19 protein-coding genes are annotated in these 23,705 nt (G+C 70.6%); 5 read left to right on the top strand and 14 right to left on the bottom strand.

The window, feature by feature from the left end; all coding sequences use genetic code 11:
- The 4 genes from OG841_RS36625 to OG841_RS36610 form a co-directional block, all read right to left on the bottom strand.
- Positions 1 to 969 carry a DNA polymerase Y family protein gene (locus OG841_RS36625; protein ID WP_328637457.1) on the bottom strand — a complete coding sequence of 323 codons (969 nt, stop codon included), beginning with the start codon at positions 967 to 969 and terminating at the stop codon, positions 1 to 3.
- Complete coding sequence (locus OG841_RS36620; RefSeq protein ID WP_371568538.1) at positions 966 to 4,400, bottom strand: DNA polymerase III subunit alpha; 3,435 nt, start codon at positions 4,398 to 4,400, stop codon at positions 966 to 968. Before OG841_RS36620 ends, OG841_RS36625 begins: the two co-directional genes overlap by 4 nt.
- Before the next feature lie 214 nt (positions 4,401 to 4,614).
- Positions 4,615 to 5,697 carry a S1 family peptidase gene (locus OG841_RS36615; RefSeq protein WP_328637466.1) on the bottom strand — a complete coding sequence of 361 codons (1,083 nt, stop codon included), beginning with the start codon at positions 5,695 to 5,697 and terminating at the stop codon, positions 4,615 to 4,617.
- 233 nt (positions 5,698 to 5,930) lie between these two features.
- Positions 5,931 to 6,779 carry a slipin family protein gene (locus OG841_RS36610; protein WP_328637467.1) on the bottom strand — a complete coding sequence of 283 codons (849 nt, stop codon included), beginning with the start codon at positions 6,777 to 6,779 and terminating at the stop codon, positions 5,931 to 5,933.
- Positions 6,780 to 6,868: 89 nt separating this feature from the next.
- On the opposite strand from OG841_RS36610, the gene OG841_RS36605 reads away from it, so the two are divergent.
- Positions 6,869 to 7,768 (top strand): alpha/beta fold hydrolase, encoded by a 900-nt coding sequence (locus OG841_RS36605; protein WP_371568535.1) that lies wholly within the window; start codon positions 6,869 to 6,871, stop codon positions 7,766 to 7,768.
- Between the two features lie 75 nt (positions 7,769 to 7,843).
- On the opposite strand, the gene OG841_RS36600 is transcribed toward OG841_RS36605, so the two are convergent.
- From OG841_RS36600 to OG841_RS36570, 7 genes are all read right to left on the bottom strand, one after another.
- Positions 7,844 to 8,752 (bottom strand): S1 family peptidase, encoded by a 909-nt coding sequence (locus OG841_RS36600; RefSeq protein ID WP_328637469.1) that lies wholly within the window; start codon positions 8,750 to 8,752, stop codon positions 7,844 to 7,846.
- 210 nt (positions 8,753 to 8,962) lie between these two features.
- The gene (locus OG841_RS36595; RefSeq protein WP_371568531.1) at positions 8,963 to 9,745 is read right to left on the bottom strand and encodes a DUF1684 domain-containing protein; all 783 of its coding nucleotides are present in this window, start codon (positions 9,743 to 9,745) and stop codon (positions 8,963 to 8,965) included.
- Positions 9,746 to 9,749: 4 nt separating this feature from the next.
- On the bottom strand, positions 9,750 to 11,045 hold the full coding sequence (locus OG841_RS36590; RefSeq protein WP_371568528.1) for an NtaA/DmoA family FMN-dependent monooxygenase: 1,296 nt from the start codon (positions 11,043 to 11,045) through the stop codon (positions 9,750 to 9,752).
- Positions 11,035 to 12,096 (bottom strand): LLM class flavin-dependent oxidoreductase, encoded by a 1,062-nt coding sequence (locus OG841_RS36585; protein WP_371568525.1) that lies wholly within the window; start codon positions 12,094 to 12,096, stop codon positions 11,035 to 11,037. Before OG841_RS36585 ends, OG841_RS36590 begins: the two co-directional genes overlap by 11 nt.
- Positions 12,096 to 12,857 carry an amino acid ABC transporter ATP-binding protein gene (locus OG841_RS36580; protein ID WP_371568522.1) on the bottom strand — a complete coding sequence of 254 codons (762 nt, stop codon included), beginning with the start codon at positions 12,855 to 12,857 and terminating at the stop codon, positions 12,096 to 12,098. The genes OG841_RS36585 and OG841_RS36580 overlap by 1 nt, the downstream gene beginning before the upstream one ends.
- 28 nt (positions 12,858 to 12,885) lie before the next feature.
- Positions 12,886 to 14,640 (bottom strand): FAD/NAD(P)-binding protein, encoded by a 1,755-nt coding sequence (locus OG841_RS36575; protein WP_371568519.1) that lies wholly within the window; start codon positions 14,638 to 14,640, stop codon positions 12,886 to 12,888.
- Positions 14,637 to 15,494 (bottom strand): amino acid ABC transporter permease, encoded by an 858-nt coding sequence (locus tag OG841_RS36570; protein WP_328637475.1) that lies wholly within the window; start codon positions 15,492 to 15,494, stop codon positions 14,637 to 14,639. The genes OG841_RS36575 and OG841_RS36570 overlap by 4 nt, the downstream gene beginning before the upstream one ends.
- A gap of 431 nt (positions 15,495 to 15,925) precedes the next feature.
- On the opposite strand from OG841_RS36570, the gene OG841_RS36565 reads away from it, so the two are divergent.
- On the top strand, positions 15,926 to 16,852 hold the full coding sequence (locus OG841_RS36565) for an ABC transporter substrate-binding protein (protein WP_371568515.1): 927 nt from the start codon (positions 15,926 to 15,928) through the stop codon (positions 16,850 to 16,852).
- Positions 16,853 to 17,130: 278 nt separating this feature from the next.
- A complete protein-coding gene (locus OG841_RS36560) occupies positions 17,131 to 17,571 on the top strand; it encodes a cell division protein SepF (RefSeq protein WP_328637477.1) in 441 nt (146 codons plus the stop codon).
- 36 nt (positions 17,572 to 17,607) lie between these two features.
- Here OG841_RS36560 and OG841_RS36555 read toward each other — a convergent pair whose 3' ends face one another.
- Both OG841_RS36555 and OG841_RS36550 read right to left on the bottom strand, forming a co-directional pair.
- Positions 17,608 to 18,780: an acyl-CoA dehydrogenase family protein gene (locus OG841_RS36555; RefSeq protein ID WP_371568512.1), complete on the bottom strand. Its 1,173-nt coding sequence runs from the start codon at positions 18,778 to 18,780 to the stop codon at positions 17,608 to 17,610.
- A 98-nt stretch (positions 18,781 to 18,878) separates the two neighbouring features.
- Entirely contained in the window at positions 18,879 to 20,480 is a 1,602-nt protein-coding gene (locus OG841_RS36550) for an MFS transporter (RefSeq protein WP_328637479.1), read from the bottom strand.
- Between the two features lie 259 nt (positions 20,481 to 20,739).
- Between OG841_RS36550 and OG841_RS36545 the strand changes: the two genes are divergently transcribed.
- Together OG841_RS36545 and OG841_RS36540 are read left to right on the top strand one after the other, a co-directional pair.
- A complete protein-coding gene (locus OG841_RS36545) occupies positions 20,740 to 21,918 on the top strand; it encodes a mannosyltransferase family protein (RefSeq protein WP_371568508.1) in 1,179 nt (392 codons plus the stop codon).
- A gap of 238 nt (positions 21,919 to 22,156) precedes the next feature.
- Positions 22,157 to 23,191 carry a phosphatase PAP2 family protein gene (locus OG841_RS36540; protein WP_371568505.1) on the top strand — a complete coding sequence of 345 codons (1,035 nt, stop codon included), beginning with the start codon at positions 22,157 to 22,159 and terminating at the stop codon, positions 23,189 to 23,191.
- Positions 23,192 to 23,289: 98 nt separating this feature from the next.
- Here OG841_RS36540 and OG841_RS36535 read toward each other — a convergent pair whose 3' ends face one another.
- Complete coding sequence (locus tag OG841_RS36535) at positions 23,290 to 23,505, bottom strand: I78 family peptidase inhibitor (RefSeq protein WP_365662427.1); 216 nt, start codon at positions 23,503 to 23,505, stop codon at positions 23,290 to 23,292.
- Positions 23,506 to 23,705: the final 200 nt, after the last annotated feature.

The raw sequence follows: 23,705 nt of genomic DNA, 5'->3' as shown, positions 1-23,705 counted from the left end.
CTACGCGGCCAGGGTTCCCGGCAGCACCGCCAGCGGCCCGAACCTCGCGCGGGCCCGGTCCGCGGCCTCCTCGATGCGGCGGAGCTTGTCGTCGGTGGGGTCGAAGGTGAGCTGGTGGGAGGCTTGTTCGGCGGGGTCGAGGCCCTCGGCGCGCAGGGAGACGGAGCGGACTCGGGCACGCTGGAGACCGAGGGCCTCGTACATGTCGTACGCCGCCCTGGTCAGGGCCACCGAGTGGGCCGTGGGTTCACCGAGGGTGCGGCTGCGGGTGGTCGCGGTGCGGTCGGCGTAGCGCACGGTGAGGGTCAGGGTGCGGCAGACCTTGTCGAGGGCGCGCAGCCGGGCGCCCAGTTCCTCGGCGGCGGAGAGCAGCGCGCGGCGATGTTGATCGGGGTCCAACTCGTCGCGCGTGAAGGGGCGTTCGGTGGCGAGGGAGCGCGAGACGCCGTTCGGGACCACCCTGCCGCGGTCCACGCCGTTCGCCTTCTCGTGCAGTTCGCGGCCGGTCTTGGCGCCGACCAGGCGCTGGAGCGTGGGCAGGGGTGCGGCGGCGACCCGGCCCAGGGTGTCCAGGCCGTACTCGCACAGGACGCGGGCGGTCGCGCCGCCGACGCCGGGGAGCGCGGCGACGGGCCGGCCGGCGAGGAAGTCCGCCACCGCGTCCCCGGGGACCGCACAGGTCACCCCGGGCCGGGCGTCCTTCAGTGCCATGCGGGCCAGCATCGGCCCGGGCCCGGCGCCGATCGCGCAGTCGACGCCGTGCAGGGCGAGGGCGCGGACCCGGATCACCGAGGCCAGTTCGACGGCGTCCCGCTTGAAGTACCGTTCGGCGCCCCGCAGATCGGCCAGTGCCCGGTCCGGCGGCAGCGCTTCGACGACCGGCGTGAACTCCTCGAGGAGGCCGAGCAGTTCGGGCAGGGCCGCCTCCCGCGTCGGCGGCAGCTGGAAACGTACGCAGAGGATGGTCATCCCGCACTCCCCGGGCTCTGGTGCCACAACTTCCGTATCTGTGAAGGCTCTTGACCCGCCGGTCGCAGATCGGCCCATGGATGCAGTTCGTATCCCGTCGGCATTTGGATTCGTCTGCCGCCGGTCGGATCCTCGGCCGCGTCACCGGCCCCGACCGGCACCGGCTCCGCCAGCCGTGCCGCCACCGCGTCGAGGCCTTCCCCGTCCCGCAGCTCGACCAGTTCGGCGAGGTTCCAGGCGGCCGCGCCCACCACGCTGAGGCTGCGCGGGCCGCGCCGCTGCACCACCCCGCGCACCAGCAGCAGCCAGGAGTGGAAGACGGTGTGCGCGCAGGCGTCGTGGGAGTCGTCGAAGAAGGCGAGGTCGACCAGGCCGGTGCCGTCGTCCAGGGTGGTGAAGATGACCCGCTTGCCGGACCGGATCGGCGGCGTCTGAGTGGCCGCCTTGGCCCCCGCGACCAGTACGGCCTCACCGTGCCGCGCCTCCCGCAGCCGTCGCGCGCTGACCACGCCCAGCTCCGTCAGGAACTCCTGGTGGTCGTCCATCAGATTGCGCGAGACGTCCATCGACAGCACCCCCAGCTCGGCGCTGAGCTTCTCCACGGAGGAGAGATCGGGCAGTCCGACCGAGGCAGTCTTCCGGCCGCCGGACAAGGGGAGTTGGGCCCCACGGCCCGCGCGAGCGCCCCGGTGCAGCTCGGTCAGGTGCAGTTGCAGATCACGCCGGTTGGCGCCGAAGGCATCCAACGCCCCTACTTGCGCGAGACGTTGAGCCACCGGACGGCTCGGACGCGCCCGCCCCCAGAAGTCCAGCAGTGAGGCGTACGGCTGTCCCTCGGCGATCCGTGCCGCCTCGGCCTCGCTGATGCCGTGCACGTCGGAGAGGGCCAGCCGAAGTCCCCACACGGCAGGAGATTCAGACACCAGTTCGATCCGATGGGCGACCCCCGACTCGTTCACGTCCAACGGCAGGATCGGCACCCCGCGCCGCCGCGCGTCCGCCAGCAGCAGCCGCTTCGGATACATCCCGGGGTCGTGCGTGAGCAGCCCGGCGTAGAAGGCCGCCGGGTGGTGCGCCTTCAGCCACGCCGACTGGTACGTCGGTACGGCGAAGGCGACCGCGTGCGCCTTGCAGAAGCCGTACGACCCGAAGGCCTCGATGATCTCCCAGGTACGCTGAATCGTTTCCGCGCTGTATCCGTTCGCCGCCGCGTGCTGCGCGAACCAGAACCGGATCCGCCCCTGCGACTCCGGGTCGGACAGCCCGCGCCGCACCCGGTCCGCCTCGCCGCGCCCGCACCCGGTCATGATGTCGACGATGTCGATGATCTGCTCGTGGAAGACGACGACCCCGTACGTCCCCTTCAGCGGCCGCTCCAGATCCCGGTGCGGATACCGGACGGGCGCCCGCCCGTGCCGTGCCTCGATGAACGGCCGCACCATGTCGGCGGCGACCGGGCCGGGCCGGAAGAGCGAGATGTCGACGACGAGATCGTGGAAGGTGGCCGGCTGCAACCGGCCGACCAGGTCCCGCTGCCCCGGCGACTCGATCTGGAAGCACCCGAGCGTCTCGGTGGACCGGATGAGTCGATACGTCGCCGGGTCGCCCGGCGGCACGGCGTCCAGGTCGATCCGCTCCCCCGCCGCCCGCTCCACCTCCGCGACCGCGTGCGCCATCGCCGACTGCATCCGCACGCCCAGCACATCGAGCTTGAGCAGCCCGAGATCCTCGACGTCCTCCTTGTCGAACTGCGACATGGGAAACCCCTCGCCGCTGGTCGGCATGACCGGCGTACGGCGCAGCAGGGTCGCGTCGGAGAGCAGCACCCCGCACGGATGCATGGCGATCCCCCGGGGAAGAGCGTCGAGGGCCTCGACCAGCTCCCACAACCTGCCGTGACGCTGCTTCTCTTCTGCCAGCGCCTTGAGTTCGGGCAGTTCCTCCAGGGCCGCGCGGGCGTCGCGCGCCCGGATGTGCGGGAAGGACTTGGCGATGCGGTCGATGTCGGCGGGGTCCATGGACAGGGCCGCCCCCACGTCCCGGATCGCGTGCCGCACCCGGTACGTCTCCGGCATCGCGACGGTGGCGACCCGCTCGGTCCCGAACCGCCCGATGATCGCCCGGTAGACCTCGAGGCGGCGCGCGGACTCCACATCGATGTCGATGTCGGGCAGAACGAGCCGCCGGGTGGACAGGAACCGTTCCATCAGCAGCCCGTGCTCGACGGGATCGGCGTGGGCGATCCCGAGAAGGTGATTGACCAGGGAACCGGCGCCGGAGCCCCGAGCGGCAACCCGGATGCCCATGTCCCTCACGTCATCGACGACCTGAGCGACCGTCAGGAAGTAGGAGGCGAATCCGTGGTAAGCGATGATGTCCAGTTCCTCGTGCATCCGCTCCCAGTACGCGGGCTTGCCCGCATACCCCTTCAGCACCATTCCGGCCGCCGCCCGCGAGGCCAGGGACCGCTGGGCGGTGCGGAGGCCCGCGCCGACGAGGTGCGGCTCGGGGAAGTGGACGGTGCCGATCCCGAGGTCGTCCTCGGGGTCGACCAAGCACTCGGCGGCCGTCGCCTGTGTCTGCTCCAGCAGCCGGTGGGCGATGTCGCGCCGGAAGCCCGCGGCCTCGACGATCCGTTCGGCGGCCGCCAGCATGGCCCCCGCGTCCTTGAGCCAGGCCTCGCCGGAGTCCAGTTCCTTGACTGCGCCGACGGGGACAAGGCGGCGGGCCGAGTCCAGGACGTCGGCGACCGGGCCCAGGCCGGCGTCGGCGTACCGTACGGCATTGCTGAGCACGGGACGGATCCGCTGCTCGGCGGCGAAGCCGACCGTACGGGCGGCCAGCCGCAGGGAGCCCGGCCCCGTGCCCTTCCGCCCGTGCCAGACGGCTTCGAGCCGCAGGGCGTCACCGTAGGTCTCCCGCCAGGGAACGAGCAGCCGGGCGGCCCGGTCGGGGCGGCCGACGGCGAGGGCCCGGCCGACATCGGAGGCGGGTCCGAGCAGCACGGTCAGCCCGTCCCCCCGGTTCTCGGCCCGGGGCAGCAGCGGCGTGCCCTGCTCACCCTTGTCCGAGTGCGCCATCGTGACGAGCCGGCACAGGTCGGCCCAGCCGCGGGCACCGTCCCGGGCGAGAAAGGTGACACGGGGAGCCGACTCGTCGACGAAGGCACCTCCGCGCACGGGAGCACGGCGCCGCTCCTGTCGTACGGGCTGGGCCTCCTCCACGGCCAGCCCCACCCCGAACAACGGCCGCACCCCCGCCCTCGCACAGGCCTTGGCGAACCGGACCGTACCCGCGAGGGTGTCACGGTCGGTGAGGGCGAGGGCGTCCATCCCCCGCTCGGAGGCGCGCTCGGCGAGGCGCTCCGGGTGCGAGGCGCCGTAGCGCAGGGAGAACCCGGAGACGGTGTGCAGATGAGTGAAGCCAGGCATCCGCACCTCCACTGTCGAACATCAGTTCCCTATCGCCTCACCTCCACCATAGACCAAAAACCGAACGTGTGTACGACGAGGGTCGAATCACCTCTCACCTGCGGAAACAGCTATTCGGACCCGGATTGCGGCGTTTGACGTCGCGGCCTCCGCGAAACGCGAGAGTCCCGCCCCCAAAGAGGGGACGGGACTCCACTCACCACCGAAACGAACGTCAGCCGATCGACGCCCCGGTCGCCGACAGCGCCTCTGTCACCGGCTGGAAGAACGTCTCCCCGCCGGAGGTGCAGTCACCACTGCCACCGGACGTCAGCCCGATCGCACTGCTCCCGGAGAACAGCGAGCCTCCGCTGTCCCCGGGCTCCGCGCACACGTCGGTCTGGATCAGCCCGTTCACGATGTCGCCATTGCCGTAGTTCACCGTCGCGTCCAGCCCGGTGACCTTTCCGGAGTGCACCTGGGTCGTGGACCCGCTGCGCGTCACCGACTGACCGACGGTCGCGGCCGCCGCCCCCGTGATCGCCTGCGCGGACCCGTTGTAGAGGTTCACCTCGCTGGGGTGATCGACCTCCGCCGTGTACTTCACCAGCCCGTAGTCGTTGTCCGGGAAGCTGGACAGCGAGTTGGTGCCGACCTCTTTTCCGCTCGAGTCCGACCACGTCGAGATCGCCTCGGTGCAGTGCCCGGCGGTGAGGAAGAACGGCTCCCCGCCCTTGACCACGTTGAATCCCAGCGAGCACCGCCCGCCGGATCCGCTGATCGCGTCACCACCCGCGATGAAGGGCTTGAACTCCCCCTTGCTGCGCTGGAGTTCGGCCACCGGGCCCAGCCCGTCGACCACCTTGGTGAGCTTGGTCCATTCGGCGGCGGAGACCGTGCGGTCGGCGGTGACGACGACCTTGTTGGTGGTGGGGTCGGTCACCCAGGACGTCCCGGGGATGGTCGCGTCGCTCGACAGCGTCGTCCGCGCGCTCTTCAGCTCGGCGAGAGAGTTCGAGACGATTCTCGCCGAGGCCCCGGCCGCCGACACGGTCCGTGCCGCGTCCTCGTCGAGCACGTTCACCACGAGACTCTTGGTCTTCGCGTCGTAGAACGTCCCGGCCGCGTCCGCGCCGAGATCCGCCCCGAGCGTCGAGGCGAGCTTTCCGGCCGCGAGGGCCGAGAGGGTCTTGACTTCCGGCGTGGCCGGCGTCTCGCTGGCGTTCGCAGTCTGCAAGGTGACACCCGCGGCGACCAGTGCGGTGATGCCCGCACCTGCCACGACGATCCGGCGCCTGGGTATGCGTCGATGCTTCAACTCGCGTCCTCCTGTGGGGGGTCGGCCCGGGAGATTGTGGGGACCTCACGGGCCGGAAGGCTGGTTGACGAGCCCTTACTCTTCCGAACCCCACAGGGAGCGCACAAGGGTGACTTCCGGACGCGCGTAGAACGCGGTTGCGCGCCTCTGACATTTTTGACAGTCCACGGTCACCCCAGGCCATTCACGCTGCAAACACTACGAGCGAGTAACACCCCATCAGCCCGTGAGGTCTAGTCCTGTCCTGAATTCGACCCTCCAGGATCCGAATCCAGTCGGGGCTCCAGAGACGGACGTTGCTCCTGCAGCGGTTGCTGCGGCGTCGGCGCCGCCCGCTCCAGAAACCGCAGCAGCTCCACGGGAAACGGCAGCACCAGCGTCGAGTTCTTCTCCGCCGCCACCGCCACCACCGTCTGCAGCAACCGCAGTTGCAGCGCGGCAGGCTGCTCGGACATCTCCTTGGCCGCCTCGGCCAGCTTCTTCGACGCCTGGAGCTCCGCGTCCGCGTTGATGACCCGGGCCCGCCGCTCCCGGTCCGCCTCGGCCTGCCGGGCCATGGACCGCTTCATGGTCTCGGGCAGCGAGACGTCCTTGATCTCGACCCGGTCGATCGTGACGCCCCACTCCACCGCCGGGCTGTCGATCATCAACTCCAGCCCCTGGTTGAGCTTTTCGCGATTGGACAGCAGATCGTCCAGCTCGCTCTTGCCGATGATCGACCGCAGCGAGGTCTGCGCCATCTGCGCGACCGCGAACCGGTAGTCCTCGACCCGGACGACCGCCTCGGCCGGCGAGGTCACCTTGAAGTAGACGACGGCGTCCACCCGCACCGTGACGTTGTCCCGGGTGATGCCCTCCTGCCCGGGCACCGGCATCGTCACGATCTGCATGTTGACCTTCCGGAGCTTGTCCACGCCCGGAACGATCATCGTGAACCCCGGCCCGCGCACCTCCGGCCGGAGCTTTCCGAGGCGGAACACCACGCCCCGTTCATACTGCTTGACGACCCGCGCGGCCGCCATCACGTACACCGCTCCGGCGGACACGAGCGTCACGCCCGCCGCCACCAGCTCCTCGACCATCGCGACCCCCAGGGTCCGAACCAGGCGCTCAAGGTGTGTACTTCGACGGTAACTCCGCTGTGTACACGAAGGGGAGACGGAGGACACAGGTGGTCCACGGCATCAGGACGCAGGACGGCCGCCGGCTGACGGTCGAGGAGTACGGCGACCCGGACGGCACACCGGTGGTACTGCTGCACGACACCCCGGGCTGCCGCCTCGGCGTCGTACCCCGGGACGTCGTCGCCGCGCGCCCGCACATCCGGTTCATCGCCTACGACCGCCCCGGCTACGGCGATTCGGACCGTCTGCCCGGACGCCGTGTGGCCGACGCCGCCCGGGACGTGGCGGAGCTGGCCGGCGCCCTCGGGCTCGGCCGCTTCTCGGTGCTCGGCCACTCCGGCGGTGCCCCGCACGCCCTGGCCTGTGCCGCGCTGCTGCCCTCCCGGGTACGGCGGGCGGCGGTGCTGGCGTCCCCCGCTCCGCCGGACGCGCGGGACCTGAGCTGGTTCGACGGCATGGCCGAGTCCCACGTCGAGGAGTTCACCCGGGCGCTCACCGACCCGCTCGCCTTCGCCGGCCGCCTCGCCGCCCGCGCCGCCGACATCCGCCGCGACCCCGCGCAGTTGCTCGTCTCCCTGCGCGACGGGCTCACGGACTCCGACCGGCGGATCGTCTCCGACCCGGCGATCGGCGAGATGCTGCTGCGCGCCTACCGGGAGGCGCTGCGCGGTTCGTCGTACGGCTGGCTCGACGACGACCTCGCCCTGCTGAGCGACTGGGGCTTCGACCCGGCGGCCGTCATCCGGCCCGTGCTGCTGTGGCACGGCGCCCAGGACAGGTTCTCCCCGGTCGGCCACTTCACGTGGCTGGCGGACCGCATCCCCCGCGTCCGCCCCGTCCTCCAGCAGGACACCGGCCATTTCGGCGCGCTGGAGGCCCTGCCGGCCGTACTGGACTGGCTCTGCGCCCCGCCGAGACGGACCACGTCGAAACAGACCACGTCGTGATCACGGCGAACCCCCGTACGGCAGATGCGTACGGGGGTCCACCAGGTGCCGGTTGCGATGCGGGCCGTTGCGGGCCTAGAAGACGCTGACGCCGTACGCGCTCAGGGCCTCGGTGACCGGCTGGAAGAAGGTCGTGCCGCCGGAGGAGCAGTTGCCGCTGCCGCCGGAGGTCAGACCGTAGGCGACGCCGTTGCTGCCGTACAGCGGGCCGCCGGAGTCGCCGGGCTCGGCGCAGACCGTGGTCTGGATCATGCCGTAGACGACGTCACCGCCGCCGTAGTTGACGGTCGCGTTGAGCGCGGTGACCCGCCCGCTGTGGATGCCGGTGGTGGAACCGCGGCGGTTGACCGTGGTGCCCACGCTCGGGGTGGCGGCGCTGGTGATGTCGACGCTGCCGACGGTGCCGGAGATCGACGAGGTCGGGTAGCTGGACGAGTAGCGGACGAGGCCGTAGTCGTTGGTCGGGAAGCTGGACCCGGCCGTCGAACCGAGCGTGGTCGTGTGCGCGGAGTTCGACCACCAGGTGCCCGCGCCGTCGGTGCAGTGACCGGCGGTCAGGAAGTAGTAGGTGCTGCCGCTGCGGACGTTGAAGCCGAGGGAGCAGCGCCAGCTACTCGCATAGATGGCGTCGCCGCCGGAGATCAGCTTGTTGAACTTGCCCGGAGTCCGCTTGATCGTGAGCGCGTCGGCGTTGCTGCCCGCCTGCTGCTTGATCTTGGCGATCTCGGCCTGCGAGACCGTGCTGTCCGCGGTGACGACCACACGGTTGGTCTTGCTGTCGACGGCCCAGGCGGTGCCCGGGATGTCGGCCTTGAGTACCGAGCTACTGGCGCTCTTGAGTTCGGCGGTGCTGAACGGGGTCGCAGCGGTCGCGTTCGCGCTGGGGACCGCGATGGCGGCCGCGGCCACGAGGCCGGTGGTACCGGCGATCAGCCGCGTCCGTCTCGCAATGCCACTGCGGGGGGTGGTGCGCTTGATCCTCACGTTTCGTTCCCTCCCAGGGGAAGTCGGGGGCCCGCGTGGGGTCGGGGCCCGTGAGGCGCAGTCAGCGGTCCGGCCGTCCGGATTTCGAACACGCCGTGCCCCTGACAAGCGCTGAGGGGGAGTATTCGGCCGAACGACCGGTCGCCGCAAGGGCGCCTTTCAGCCGCAACCTTTGAAACACCTTTGCGATCGAGAGGGAACGTTCATCCTTCAGATCACGTCGCGCTCCCCCGCCGCGACGGCGACACCCAGAGTGTTCCCAGGCGGCGGGAACGGACAGATGAAGTGGTCGGCGAAGGCGCAGGGCGGCAGCAGCGCCCGGTTGAAGTCGACCGTCGTACGTCCTTCGGCGTCCGGTGCGGAGGGGTACAGGAACCGGAACCGGTAGCTGCCGTCCCCGCTCGTCGTATCGCCGAAAACCGCCCACAGCGAGCCGTCGTCCCGGACCGCGGCCTTCAGTGTCAGTTCCTGTCCGTCGAGCATGAACGCCACTTCGCCGCCGAGCCCGAGCCCGCGCTCGACCCCGTCCGCGTTCGGCACACGAACGGTCCGCCGCGCGTCGTACGGCGTGAAGCGCCCCGGCACCGACCAGCGCGGATCGTACGGTGTGGCCTCGATGCCGCGGAACGCCCGCCGGGCCGGGGCTGCGGGGTCGAAGTCCCGTACGCCCCACACGCCTTCGCGCACCAGCACGACCAGTCTGCGCTCGCCGTACGCCACCCGGGCGGTCTCGGCCGGACCGGGGTCGGCGCTCAGCCGTACCTCGCCGTCGAAGGGCCGCCCGTCGACGGTCAGGCCGTCCGCCCCGGTTGCGGTCAGCACGACGGCGTCGTCCGCGAGAGCCCAGGTACCGGGGAGACTTGGGAGTCGGCCGTCCGGATGGTCGTCCAACCAGTGAGTGCCGATGAGGGCGAGCGGCCCATAGGGCTCGGACACCGCTTCGACGCGGTGCTCGTGCCACAGCTTCCAGTCGTCGGACGCGTCGGTGGTCATGTGATCAGCCTTTCCGTACGGGGTCGGGGAGCCCGAGGTGGGAGCGCAGGGTGGTGCCCCGGTATGCGGTGCGGAACGCGCCGCGCTCCTGGAGCAGCGGGACCACTTCGTCGACGAACTGGTCGAGGCCGCCCGGGGTGAGATGGGGTACGAGGACGAAGCCGTCGGCGGCCTCGCGCTGCACGAACTCGTCGAGTTCGGTGGCCACCGCGTCCGGGGTGCCGATGAAGAACTGCCGGCCGCCCGCCTCGATCACGGTCTGCCGGATCGACAGGCCCTTCTCGCGGGCCAGAGCCGCCCACTTCTCGGCGATCGCGACCGTGTCGCCGCGCCGGGTCCGCCCCTGGGTGAGGGCCGGATCGGCCACCGGATCGATGTCGGGCAGCGGGCCGTCCGGGTCGTAGGAGGACAGGTCGACGCCCCAGATCTGCTCCAGCGTGCGGAGCGCGGTCTGCGGTGAGGTCTGCTGCCGTCGGATCTCGGCGGCCTTCTCCTGGGCCTGGGCGGCGGTGTCGCCGAGCACGACGCCGATCCCGGGCATGATCTTCAGGTCTTCGGGTGTACGGCCGTACTTGGCGAGGCGGCGCTTCACATCGGCGTAGAAGACCCGGCCCTCCTCCAGCGAACTGTGCCGTGCGAAGACCACGTCGGCGGCGGAGGCGGCGAACTCCCGTCCCTCGTCGGAGTCCCCGGCCTGGATGACGACCGGGTTCCCCTGCGGCGAGCGCGGCACGGTGAACTCGCCCGCGATGTCGAAGTGCCGCCCGCGGTGCGCGAACGGCCGCGGGATGCCGTCCGGTGTCCAGGAGCCCCACAACTCCCTGGCCGTCTCCAGGAATTCGGCGGCCCGGGTATACCGGTCGGCCCGGTCGAGGAAACCGCCGCGCCGGAAGTTCTCCCCGGTGAAGGCATCCGAGGAGGTCACCACGTTCCAGGCGGCCCGGCCGCCGCTCACGTGGTCCAAGGTCGCGAACCTGCGGGCGAGTTCGAACGGCTCGTTGAAGGTCGCGTTGACCGTGGCGGCGAGCCCCAGGTGTTCGGTGACACCGGCGAGCGCGCTGAGCACGGTGATCGACTCGGGGCGTCCGACGACGTCCAAGTCGTGGATACGGCCCTTGTGTTCGCGCAGCCGCAGCCCCTCGGCGAGGAAGAAGAAGTCGAACAGTCCGCGTTCGGCGGTGCGGGCCAGGTGCGCGAAGGAGGAGAACTCGATCTGGGACCTCGACTCCGGATCGGTCCAGACGGTGGTGTTGTTGACGCCCGGGAAGTGCGCGGCCAGATGCATCCGCCTACGGCTCATGACGCGCTCCCGTTGTGGCGTACTGGTTGGCGGGCCTGGCGAGGCCCAGGTGCTCCCTGAGCGAACTGCCCGGGTAGAAGGTGCGGAACAGTCCGCGGTGCTGGAGCAGTGCCACGGTTCCGTTGACGAGCCGTTCCAGGTCGCGCAGCGGTTCGACCGGCGTGAGGTGGAAGCCGTCGACGATGCCCTCGCCGTGCCAGGTGGCGATCAGTTCCGCGAGGTCCACGGGGCCGCCGCGGTAGAGCGGCCCCTGCGGGGTCTGTCGGGGGCCGCCCCCGCCGTGCCCAGGCTCGGCCGCGTGCTCGCCGTCGCCGAGATCGACGAGGAGGCCGGCGAGGACCCGCAGCTGGTCGGGGTGGCGCCCGAAATCCGCTGTCATGGAGCGGAGTTGGTTCCGCACAGCGGCGGCCTGCGGGGCACTCGTGGCGCGGACGAGGGCCACGTCGGCGTACCGGGCGGCGGTCCTGCGGGCGGGACCGTCGGTGGCGTCGACCACGCGGACCGGGTGGCCCTGTGGGGGCCGCGGCACGATCGAGGGGCCCTTGACGGAGAAGGACGTGCCGCGGAAGTCGACGTGGTGCAGCTTGTCCCGGTCGATGAAGCGGCCGGTCGGCGCGTCCCGGATCTCGGCGTCGTCCTCCCAGCTGTCCCACAACTTCGCGGCCACGTCGGCGACTTCACCCGCTTCCTGCCACAGTGCGTCGGACGGAGCCGCCTGCCGGCGGCCGAAGAGGCGGGCCTCGCCCTCGGTGGTCGACACGTCGATCCGCCAGCCGGCCCGGCCCCGGCTGACCCAGTCGAGGGTGGCGACGGCGGCCTGGACGTGGAAGGGCTCGGTGTGCGTGGTCGTGACGGTGGGCACCAGGCCGATCCGGCTGGTGGCGGGCGCGAGGCGGGCCAGCACGGCGAGGGCGTCGGGACCGGGCCGGGCGAAGCTGTCCTCGAGCGTCACGAAGTCGAGCCCGCCGCGCTCGGCGAGCCGGGCGAGGGTGAGGTAGGAGGCGGCGTCGTAGGCGGACGGCTGGTCGACAGCGGCCGACAGGTGCAGCATCACAGCACCTTCGAGAGAAAGGACCGCGTGCGTTCGTGGTCCGGGGTGTCCAACACGTCGGCCGGCGGACCCTGTTCGACGATGCGTCCGTCGTCCATGAACACGACGGTGTCGGCGACCTCGCGGGCGAAGCCGACCTCGTGGGTGACGACGATCATCGTGGTGCCCTGGCGGGCCAGGTCCTTGATGACGTCGAGGACTTCGCCGACCAGTTCGGGGTCGAGCGCGGAGGTCGGTTCGTCGAACAGCAGCAGCCGGGGTTCCAGCGCCAACGCCCGTGCGATCGCGACCCGTTGCTGCTGGCCGCCGGAGAGCTGCCGGGGAAGGGAGTCTGCCTTGTCGGCGAGCCCCACCCGGTCGAGAAGCCGCCGTGCCGCCTCGACGGCCTCCTTGCGCGGCCGCTTCAGCGCCGAGACCGGGGCCTCGACGACGTTGTCCAGCACGGTCAGATGCGGGAACAGGTTGAAGTTCTGGAAGACGAACCCGATCCGCGTGCGCTGTCTGAGCACCTCGCGCTCGGGCAGCTCGTACAGCTTGTCGCCGGAACGCCGGTATCCGACCAGCGCGCCGTCCACGCTGATCGTGCCCCGGTCCACCTTCTCCAGGTGGTTGACGGTGCGCAGCAGCGTCGACTTGCCGGAGCCGGACGGGCCGAGGATCACGGTGACCTCGCCGGTGCGCACGGCGAGGTCGATGCCCTTGAGCACCTCCAGTGATCCGAAGCTCTTGTGGACGGACCTGATGTCGACCATGACACTCATCGCTGAACTTCCCTGCTTTCCAGGTGACTTAGGCGGCCGCACGACCGGCGAGCTCGCTGAGGAACAGCAGCGCGGCCCGCGCGGTCGCGTCGTTCTGCCGGAACGCGGGCCCGCCGGTGCGCGGCCGGGTGAAGGCGCCGGGAGTACGGCCGTCGGTGTGCGGCCCGAGCGCGAAGCGTCGTGGGTGGGGCCGTCCGGACCGGTCCAGGACCCTCCCGTCGGCTCGGTCCACGCGCAGCAGCCCGTCCGGGGTCTCGGCGGCCCCCTCGGCGTGCAGCTCGCGCAGCAGCGGATCGAGGGCCCGCCGGATCGTCGGCTCGGGCAGCCGCGCCTCGACCAGCGCCCGCGCCCGGACCGAGAAGTCCGGCACGGTGGGGCTCGACGCCCGGAACACCCCGTCCTCGGCGCGGACTTCCATGTCCGCCCCCATGAACCTGAGCACTCCGGCCCGGGACAGCGCGAGCAGCTGCCGCAGCCGGGGTCCGGGCGGCCCGGAGGCCAGATAGCTGAAGAACCCGTGCCACCATCCGCCGATGTCCCCGAGCCGGACCAGCTGCCCGTAGACGGAGAGCAGCCCGAGGAAGACGGCCAGGTCCGGGCTGTGTCCGGGGTCATGACGGCGGTCCAGGTCTGCCTGGACGTACTGCCGCAGCCCGTCCTGGAACTCCTCGTGCGTCGCGTACCGCACCCCCTCCAGCGGCCGGTCGAGCGCGGCGAGGTCGAGCCGGTCGCGGGGGTCGGGCACCGCGGAGGCGACGAGAACCTGGAGGTCCGTCTCGCTCCCGGCCGTGTACTTCTCCTCGAAGTCGGTCCAGGACATCGCGGTCCGCTCCGGATGCACGGTGAACAGCCGGTGGTAGTGAGCGAATCCGAGCTCCTTCACCACCAGCGGCCACACGTCCCGCCCGAAGTCGAAGCCCTCCGGCCGGGCGAGGAGTCCGTCGATCTCGGCCGGCCCCAGGAAACGGGGCAGCGGCGGCCGCTCACCGGACCAGTCGTAGCCGATCTTCGAGTGGTACGGCACTCCGCGCCGCGATCCGACGTAGAGAACCGGCTCGCGCCCGGACGGGACGTAGGTGTCCCCGTCGTACCGCCCGCCCCGGCCCTCGGTCAGCAGCGCCATCAGGTCGACGAAGGCGAGCCCGAATCCGCGGACCAGGACCGGTGCACCGGGCGCGAGCGCGGACAGGTCGCTGTCGGCGGTGAAGTCCGGTGGCAGGTGGACGAGGCCGTGCTCCCGGGCGTACGCGGCCAACGCGCGCTGTTCGGCGTCCAGTTCGGCGTCCAGGTGGCCGAGGGCCAGGACGACGAGGTCGGCGGGGAGCGGACGCGCCAGGCCCTCCAGCCAGACCTGCTGCCGGCCCTCGCGCGGGCCGCTGACCCGTACGGCGCGCCTGGGGTGGTGGTGGACGACGACGCCGTCCGGCAGCGCGGCCACCGCCTGCTCATGCACCCAGCGCAGGTACGCGCCCTGGAGTTGCCGGTCCGCGAAGGTGCGGCCGTCGATCCCGGCCCACTCGTGCAGCGTGGGGCCGGGGCGGACGGGTCCGGCCATGTCCACGGTCTCGTCGGTGAACATGGTGACGTCCTCGGCGTGCGAGTTCATCCACAGCAGCGGCGACTGCGCCGCGCGCCAGATGCGTCCGGCGCCGGGCGGGTGCGGGTCCACAAGGTGCAGGTCGAGGCCCCGACCGTCGTACAACTCGGGGGCGTTGGCGGCGATCCGCTCGATCAGCCCGGTCCCCCGCGGCCCGGCACCGACGATCACCAGCGAGCGCCTCATCGGGTGCGCTCCGAGCCCCGGGCGTAGTGCTTCTCCAGGTAGTGCTGGCCGACGCCGAGCACCGAGGTGACGACGGTGTACCAGACGGTGGCGACCATCAGCAGGGGAATGACCTGGTAGGTGCGGTGGTAGACGAGCTGCACGGAGTAGAGCAGGTCCTGCACGGCGATCACGCTGACGATGGAGGTGCCCTTGAGGGTGCCGATCAGCATGTTCCCGGCCGGGGGCACGATGGAGCGCATCGCCTGCGGCAGCACGATCCGCCACCAGCGCCGCCATCGACTGAGCCCGAGTGCCTGCGCGGCCTCGATCTGCCCGCGGTCGACGGAGAGGATCCCGCCGCGCACGACCTCGGCGGCGTAGGCGGCCTCGTGCAGGGTCAGACCGATGACCGCGACGGTGACCGGGCCGAGCAGGTCGACCGTCCGCACCCCGAGGATCCGCGGGTACAGCGCCCCGATGTTGAACCAGAGCAGCAGCTGCACCAGGATCGGGATCGACCGGAACAGCCAGACGTATCCCCAACTCACGCTTCTGAGAACCGGGTTGGCAGACAGCCGGGCCGCCGCGAGCAGCGCGCCCAGCACGAAGCCGAGCGTCATCACCACCGCGGTCAGCCAGAGCGTGAGCCACAGTCCGCGCAGCACCGCGTCGGTGGTGAAGTAGTCCGCGACGACGTCCCACTGGAAGGCGTCGTTGCGCAGAACGGAGTTGAGGGCGAGCCCGAGCAGCACGAGAACGGCGACGGCGGCCGCCCACTGGCCGAGACGGCGACGTGGGACGATCCGCAGGGAATCCGCGTACTCCGGTATGCCGGGTGCGGAGGAGGCTTTGGCGAGGGTGTCGGAGGACATGCGAGGGCTCCGGGGCGAGTGGGGGCCCCTCCCGCTCGAGCGAAGTCGAGAGTGGGGGACCGTAGAACTCGGACGGGTGCCTTCACACGGGTGCGGCCGAGCCCCTCAGCAGGGCCGCCCTTCGAGACTACGGCTGCGTTTCCCCTCGCTGTCAAGGCTGTCCACACTGTGAGCCGTACGTCTCATGCCAGTTGACGGCAAACCGGATGCCTGTTCCACTTGCCCCATGCATCCACAGCAGTGGCTGGTCAAGCGCTCCCACATCGACTTCGGTCGCGTGTGGTCCTCTTCCTGTTGAGCTGACCCACTGCGCGCCCTGATTCCCCAGGGCGCCTTTCGCGTTCTCCTTCCTCGCCTTCGCGCATCCTCCCCGCCTTCACACGCGCCCTCCCCTCATTCAGCGTTCCTCGCTTCCAGGAGACCGCCCCACTGTGCGCCCACCCACCCATGCCCGAAATAGTCTGCTCATCCCCTTTGCCTTCATTACGGCGGGCACTCTGCTTCTGACCGCGTGCGGCTCGGGCGCGGACGACACCGCCCCGGCCTCGGCCCGCGCCGACACGATCCCCACCACCGACGTCGTCTCCGCGATCAAGAAGGACGATGCGGCGGCCAGGCTGCTGCCGTCCGGCACCACGAGCCTGACCCTCGCCGTCAGCGTCTCCGGCCAGCCGCCGGGCACCTCGATCCTGGACGACGGCAAGACCCTGGCCGGCCAGGACGTCGACTTCGCCAACGCGGTCGCCAAGGTCCTCGGCATCAGGCTGAAGACCGAGCAGGCGAGCTTCGAGGCGATCCTGCCGGCCCTCGACAGCGGCACGTACGACCTCGGCGTCGGCAACTTCGGCGTGACCGACGAGCGCCGCAGGACGATCGACTTCGTCACCTACATCAACGACGGCCAGGGCTTCGCCACCCGCAGCGACAGCAAGCTCACCAGGATCACCGACCTGACCCAGCTGTGCGGCCTGAACGTGGCGACCGGCGCGGGCACGACGTTCGAAGCCACGCTGGAGGACAACAAGCACCTCTGCACAAAGCCCTACAAGGTGCAGACCTACAACGAGCAGGGCGCGATCTGGTCCTCGCTCCAACAGGGCCGCAGCGACGTCGTGATGTCCACGATCAACGGCCTGCGGTACGCGGTGGCCCACCAGCAGGGCGTGAAGTTCCTCAACGAGTACCACCGCCTGGACGTCGGTTTCGCCTTCAAGAAGGGCACGCCCCTGGCCAAGGCGTTCCAGGCGGCCGTGAATGACCTCATCAAAAACGGCACCTACGCCAGGATCCTCAAGAAATGGGGCACCACAGGCTCGGCGACGACCGTCTCCCGCATCTCCCCACCCGAACTGAAGTAGCGCTCTGACCTGAGGCTTCATCAGAGCTGAGCGCTGTCGGACCCGTTCACCCGTACGCCCCACCTCTCACCCGTACGCCGTGAAGAATCATATTTCACTCACAGTCAGCAGCCGTATGGGATACGACCCTTGGGGTACCTGGCCTCTCGACGTATTCGCTGTGCACCAGTACCGTCACAAACCCCCCGCGCGGCGGCTATCCACTTGGCGCGCGATCCGCATCATGGATGACCATAGGGATACAGAAGCAAGAGAGACCGCTGTGAGAGGAGGCGTCCATGGGATCGGTGCGCAAAGCGAGTGCCTGGCTGGGCCTCGTTGACGACAACGATGACGAGCGTTACTACGACGACGACGGATACTCCGAAGGGACCGAGCCCGGGGATGCCTGGGTCACCGACCCGCGGGTCAAGGTGGCTTCGGACGTCGCCGAGGAGAAAGGCCGCCGGATCGGCACGGTGACCCCGGACAGCTTCCGGGACGCTCGCGCCATCGGCGAACTGTTCCGCGAAGGCGTGCCCGTCATCATGAACCTCACCGCGATGGAGGCCTCCGACGCCAAGCGCGTCGTCGACTTCGCGGCCGGGCTGATCTTCGGACTGCGCGGTTCCATCGAGCGCGTGTCCACCCGGGTGTTCCTGCTGTCCCCCGCCAACACGGAGATCGTGAACGGCGACCCGGCCGTGCACCGCACGGACGGCTTCTTCAACCAGAGCTGAGGCAGGGCCGCTCGCCGGCCCTGCCCCGCGCAGGGTCTACCGGAAGGCATCCAGTCCGGTGAGCGCCTTGCCCAGCACCAGCTGATGCATCTCCACGGTGCCCTCGTACGTCAGCACCGACTCAAGGTTCGTCGCGTGCCGCATGACGGGGTATTCGAGGGAGATCCCGTTGGCCCCGAGAATCGTCCGCGCCGTACGGCAGATCTCGATCGCCTCACGGACGTTGTTGAGCTTGCCGAAGCTGACCTGCTCGGGACGCAGGCGGCCGGCGTCCATGCGCCGCCCCAGATGGTGGGCGAGCAGAATCCCCTTGTGCAGTTCCACCGCCATGTCGGCGAGTTTGGCCTGAGTGAGCTGGAAGCCCCCGATCGGCCGCCCGAACTGCTCCCGCGTCTTCGCGTAGTCCACGGCGGTCTCGAAACACGACCGCGCCGCCCCCATCGCTCCCCACACGATCCCGTACCGGGCGTGCGACAGACAGCTCAGCGGCCCCTTGAGCCCGGTGACCTCGGGCAGCACCGCGTCGGCGGGCAGCCGTACGTCGTCGAGGACGAGCTCGCTGGTGACGCTGGCCCGCAGCGACCACTTGTGCTTGATCTCGGGCGCCGAGAAGCCCGGCGCATCGGTCGGCACCACAAAGCCGCGGATCGCGTCGTCGGTCTGCGCCCATACGACGGCGACCCCGGCGACCGACCCGTTGGTGATCCACATCTTGCGCCCGTTCAGCACCCAGTCCGTGCCGTCCTTCTTGGCGTACGTCCGCATGGATCCGGGGTCGGAGCCGTGATCGGGTTCGGTGAGCCCGAAACAGCCGATGACCTCTCCGGCGGCCATGCGCGGCAGCCAGGTCTGCTTCTGCTCCTCGCTGCCGAACCGGTGGATGGCGTACATGGCCAGAGAGCCCTGCACCGAGACGAGGGACCGGATCCCGGAGTCGGCGGCCTCCAGCTCCAGACAGGCGAGCCCGTACTGCACGGCGGAGGCGCCCGCGCACCCGTAGCCGCTCAGCGACATCCCGAGGGCGCCGATCTCCCCGAGCTCACGGGCGAGTTCCCTGATCTCCGGCAGCTCGCCCCGCTCGTACCAGTCCGCGACATACGGCAGGACACGGTCGGCGGCCCAGGTCCGCACGGTCTCGCGGATCGCCAGGTCCTCCGGCTCCAGCAGGTCGTCGATACCGAGGGGGTCGGCGGGGTCGAACGGGGCCATGAGCACATCCTCCGAGAGCCAGCTCAAAACTAGCATCGCTAGTTACGCTTCCCGGCTGACGTTACGACGCGGTGTCCCGCACGTCCAGATGCCTGGCGTCAGGCCGAGACGCGGGACTCCGCGACCTCCCGCGGCGACGGAAGCTCCACCGCCGTCGGGGACTCGCCGCACTGCATCGCACGCGGCAGCCGCAGCGCCATCACCGCGCCCAGCACCAACAACCCCGCACTCACCAGCAAGGTCACGTGCAACCCGTGCACGAAGGAGTCCTGGGCGGCCCGGCGCAGGGCCACGCCCGCGGGTCCACCGAGATGTCCGGCGACCTCGTAGGCCTCGCCCAGGGAGTGTCCGGCCGACTTGGACGCCGCGTTCGGGACACCCGGTACGCCGGAGAGGCCGGGCGTGTACGCCGCGTTCATCACACTGCCGAGCAGCGCTATGCCGATGCCCGCACCGAGCTGGTACGAGGTCTCGCCGATGGCCGCCGCCCCGCCCGCCTGCTCCGGGGGCGCCTCGCTGAGCATCGACTCGTACGCCCCGAAAAGCGTCGTCTCCAGACCGAACCCGAGCAGGACGAACCCGGACACCAGCAGGCCCGTGTTGTCCGCGTCGCCCATCGCGGTCAGCAGCAGTACGGCCACGGCCGTGAGACAGAACCCGGCACTGACCATCCGGCGCGGCCCGAATCTCCGCAGCAGACGCGCTCCGGCCAGCCCCGCCGCCATCGCGGCGATCGTCAGCGGCAGCAGCCGCAGGCCGGTCTCCAGCGGGGACAGGCCCAGGACCAGTTGGAGATACTGCGCCGCGATCAGTTCGAGCCCGACGAGGGCGAGCATCGCCAGGACGATGCAGCCGACCGAGGTGCTGAAGGCCGGGCGCGCGAACATCCGCAGGTCCACCAGGGGATGTGTGAGCCGCTTCTGCCGCCGTACGAACAGGACAAGCAGGACCGCGCCCACGACCAGCGGTACCGCGGTGAACGCGTCGAGCTCCCCGGCGCCGAGCTGCTTCACGCCGAGGACGAGGCCGAACAGCCCGGCGGCTGCCATCAGCGCGCCGACGACGTCCCAGGGACCGTTCGCGGCGCCCTTCGACTCGGGCAGCAGCAGGCGGCCCACCGGCAGGCTGACCAGCATCAGCGGGATGTTGACGAGGAAGACCGACCCCCACCAGAAGTGCTCCAGGAGGAAGCCGCCGAGCAGTGGTCCGACAGCCGCGCCGACAGCGGCGACCGCGCTCCAGATACCGATCGCGAGCGCCCGCTCGCGCCGGTCGGGGAAGACCTGGCGAAGGATCGAGAGGGTGGCGGGCATGATCATCGCGCCGCCGACGCCGAGCAGCGCCCGCGCGAGGATCAGCACCTGGGCGGTGTCCGCCAGGGCGGCGACACCGGAGGCGACGCCGAAGAGGGCGTAGCCGAGGAGGAGGACTCTCCTGCGGCCCACGCGGTCGCCGAGCGTGCCGAAGAGGATCAGCAGCGAGGCGCAGACGAGGGGATAGACGTCGACGATCCAGAGCAGCTCTATCGCGCCGGGCTTGAGGTCCTCGGTGACGGCGGGCACCGCCACGTGCAGCACGGTCGCGTCGAGGGCGACCAGGAGCAGGCTGACGCAGAGGACGACGAGGACGACCCAGCGGTTTGCACCGGCCCCGGCCGCCCGACGGCGCAGCGCTGCGGCGGCCGTGGTCGTCCCGGACATGCACGTACCTCCCAGATGTTCCCTGGCACGTTCGGCGGGCACACGGGGTGGGGACCCGTGATCTCGGCCGGAGAGGAGCGGTGTCTCCGGCCCGCGCAGCGAACGGCGGGTGACACGTCAGGGTACGCGAGTTCTCGCGTCGGCCCAGTGGCGGACCTCTCACACTTCGCGCGGAACACGTGTGGCGTACACCACGTTCTCATCGGGTCCCACGCCCCGGCGGGCGTGCCGGTTCGGCGCGCGGTCGATAATCGGGGCCGTGACCGATCTTGGAACGCGCACCGAACCGGCCCTGCGCCGAGCCGCCCCGGCGCTGCTCGGCTATGCGGCCGTACGCGCCCTGGGCCTCGTCACCCTGGCCCTGTGGAGCGCGGCGCGCGACAAGAGCGCGTACACCCTGCTGACGGCCCGCTGGGACGCCCTCTGGTACACGAGGGTCGCCGACCTCGGTTACGGCTACGAGGTGCGGCTGCCGAACGGCGACGTGCACTCGAACCTGGCGTTCTTCCCGCTCCTGCCCTGGCTGGAGCGGCTGCTGTCCGCGGTGACGCCGCTGTCGTACGCCGACGCGGGCTTCGCGGTCTCCTTGCTCGCCTCCTTGTTCGCGGCCTGGGGCGTCTTCGCGGTGACGGATCATGTGTACGGCCGCCGGGCCGGCGTCTGCGCAGTCCTGCTGTGGGCCGTCCTGCCCGTCGGGATCGTCCAGTCGATGGCGTACAGCGAGTCCCTGTTCACCGCGCTGGCCGCCTGGTCGCTCTACGCCCTGCTGACCGGCCGCTGGCTGACGGCGGGCCTGCTGGCCTCCCTGGCCGGCCTGACGCGCCCGGTGGGCCTCGCGGTGGTCGCGGCGGTGTGGGCGGCGGGGATCGCCGCGTTCCTGCGGGACCGAGGGAACCGCGCCGCGTCCGGGTCGGAGCGCGTCACGCCGGCCGGGGCGACCACAGCCACGCGGGCCGCGGGCATGGCCCTCGCCCCCCTCGGTGCCGCCGCCTACGTCCTGTGGGTCGGTCACCGCACCGGCGGAGGGCCGCTCGGCTATCTCGACGTGCAGGCGGGGTGGCGCAACGGATTCGACGGCGGATACGCCTTCGCCCGCTTCGTCGCCGACAAGTTCACGTCGTTCCCGTCGGCCCTCGCCGGCGTGGGGCTGATCGTCGGGGTCGGGCTGGTCGTGTGGCTGTATGCCACCTGTGTGCGGCAGGGCCAGCCGCTGCCCCTGCTGGTGTACTCCGGGGTCGTCACGGCGCTCGCCCTGTGCGCGTCGAGCTACTTCGGCTCGAAGCCGCGCCTGCTGATGCCCGCCTTTCCCCTGTTGCTCCCCCTCGCCCTGGCCCTCGCGCGCTCGAGGACCCGCAGGTCAGCCGGGGTCGTCGTGGTGATCGCCCTCGCGTCCGCCCTGTACGGCGCCTTCTGGCTGAACGGCTCCGGTCCGCCATGATCGGCTCCGGGGCGTCGATGAGCACCCGGAGAATTCCGTCCCATGATTCGGTGAACTAATTCATAAGGGCCAATAAACCCGGCCCCGGAATGATCAAAGGAATTGAAGGACGCAGCCACCTGCTTTTGCGGAATCCCTGGAAATAAACCCCCGGCTGAGAGGAATCCCACATCACATCGTCATCACAAAGCCGCTGATTCGACAGGGAACAGAGCTCACTCGCTGTAACGTCGATTGGGTGCGTACCGAACGAAACCTCACCCGTCTGGACCGGGTGTTCGCCAGGCTGGACCGTGAGCCGGAACGACCGGCCCACCTCAGCGTGCCCAGGGCGAGCCGGCACCGGACCGTCCTGGTGATCGCCGCCCTGGCCTTCTACCTGGCGATCGTGTGGCTCGTGGTGACCACCTCGTGGCTGGTCCGCCTCGACTGGCAGGTCATGTTCTTCCGGCCGTACCAGCAGTGGGCGTCCATCCACTGGTTCGTCGACTACTACGTGGTGCTGGGCCAGCGCGGCCCGACCGCGGTGATGGTCGCGGCCTGGCTGGGCTGGCGTTCCTGGCGGCAGCACACCGTGCGCCCGCTGCTGACCCTGGGCGCCTCGCTGCTGCTGCTGAACATCACGGTCGGCGCCGCCAAGTACGGCATGGGACGACTCGGACCGCACTACGCGACCGTCATCGGCTCGAACGAGATGGGCCTGGGCGGCGATATATTTCCCAGCGGTCACACCGCCAACGCCGTGGTGACCTGGGGGATCCTGGCGTATCTGGCCTCCACCCCGAGGGCCCGCCGCTGGCTCTCCGCCATCTCCGCGGTGACCTCGCTGGGCGTGGGCATGGCCACCGTCTACCTCGGTACGCACTGGCTGAGCGACGTCGTGCTGGGATGGGTCGCCGGTCTGCTGATCCTGCTCGCGCTGCCCTGGTTCGAGCCGCTGATCGCCCGCGCCGAGACCTACGCCTTCGACCTGCGCGACCGCTGGCGGGCCCGCGGCGGTGCGAGGACACCGGCCCCGGTCACCCCCGTCACGGCGCCCGCGCCCGCCCGCCTCAAGCCGCTCACGGCCCCACAGAACGAGACGGCGGCCCGCGAGGCCACCACGCCGACGCGTGGCCCCAGGTCACCCGCCTACCTGGCCCCGGGCCCGCACACCACCCGCTCGGAGCGCACCCCGGTCACCCCGGTCGGCAGCCGCCGCCCGCCGCAGTCGGACCGGATCGCGCGCGGCACGCCCCACGCGCCGGCCACCCGGCCGGTGACCGGCGGCTGATCCCGCCTCCGACACGGCGGGGCCGGTACGCACCACCACCCCGCGCATGACGCAGGCCCCGGTTCCCCTGCGTGGAACCGGGGCCTGCGTCATGCGGTTCAGCCCTTCCAGGCCCGCGCCACGCGGCCGTCCTTCACCTCGAAGTTCAGCCGGCCCGCGCGGTACTCCATCGTGATGATCGCCCCCGGCGGCAGTGACCTGACCGTCGACCAGCCCCGCTCACGCGCGGTGCGCTCGGCGGAGGCGGAGTCGAGGCCGACGTAGGTGTCCGGGCTGTCCTGGGGTTCGGCGGGCGGTGTCGGAATGGATGCCATACCGCCACGCTAGGCCCTGCCCGGCGGCCGCGGAAGTCCGGATCCCGCACGCCTCCTGTCACGCTTCTGTCACAGGATCACGACACGCGTTTCCCTCGCACTGCGTCACACGGACGGGCGTTTCCCTCACCCTTCCGCAGGTATTCGAACGCAATTTCCGCGTGTCGTAGGACTTCCCCGAATGAGCCGTGAGAAGGCTT

The organism is Streptomyces canus, assembly GCF_041435015.1.
Classification (GTDB): domain Bacteria; phylum Actinomycetota; class Actinomycetes; order Streptomycetales; family Streptomycetaceae; genus Streptomyces; species Streptomyces canus_G.
Note: the sequence above shows the minus strand (reverse complement) of the source record. Positions and strands in the feature narration are given on the sequence as shown.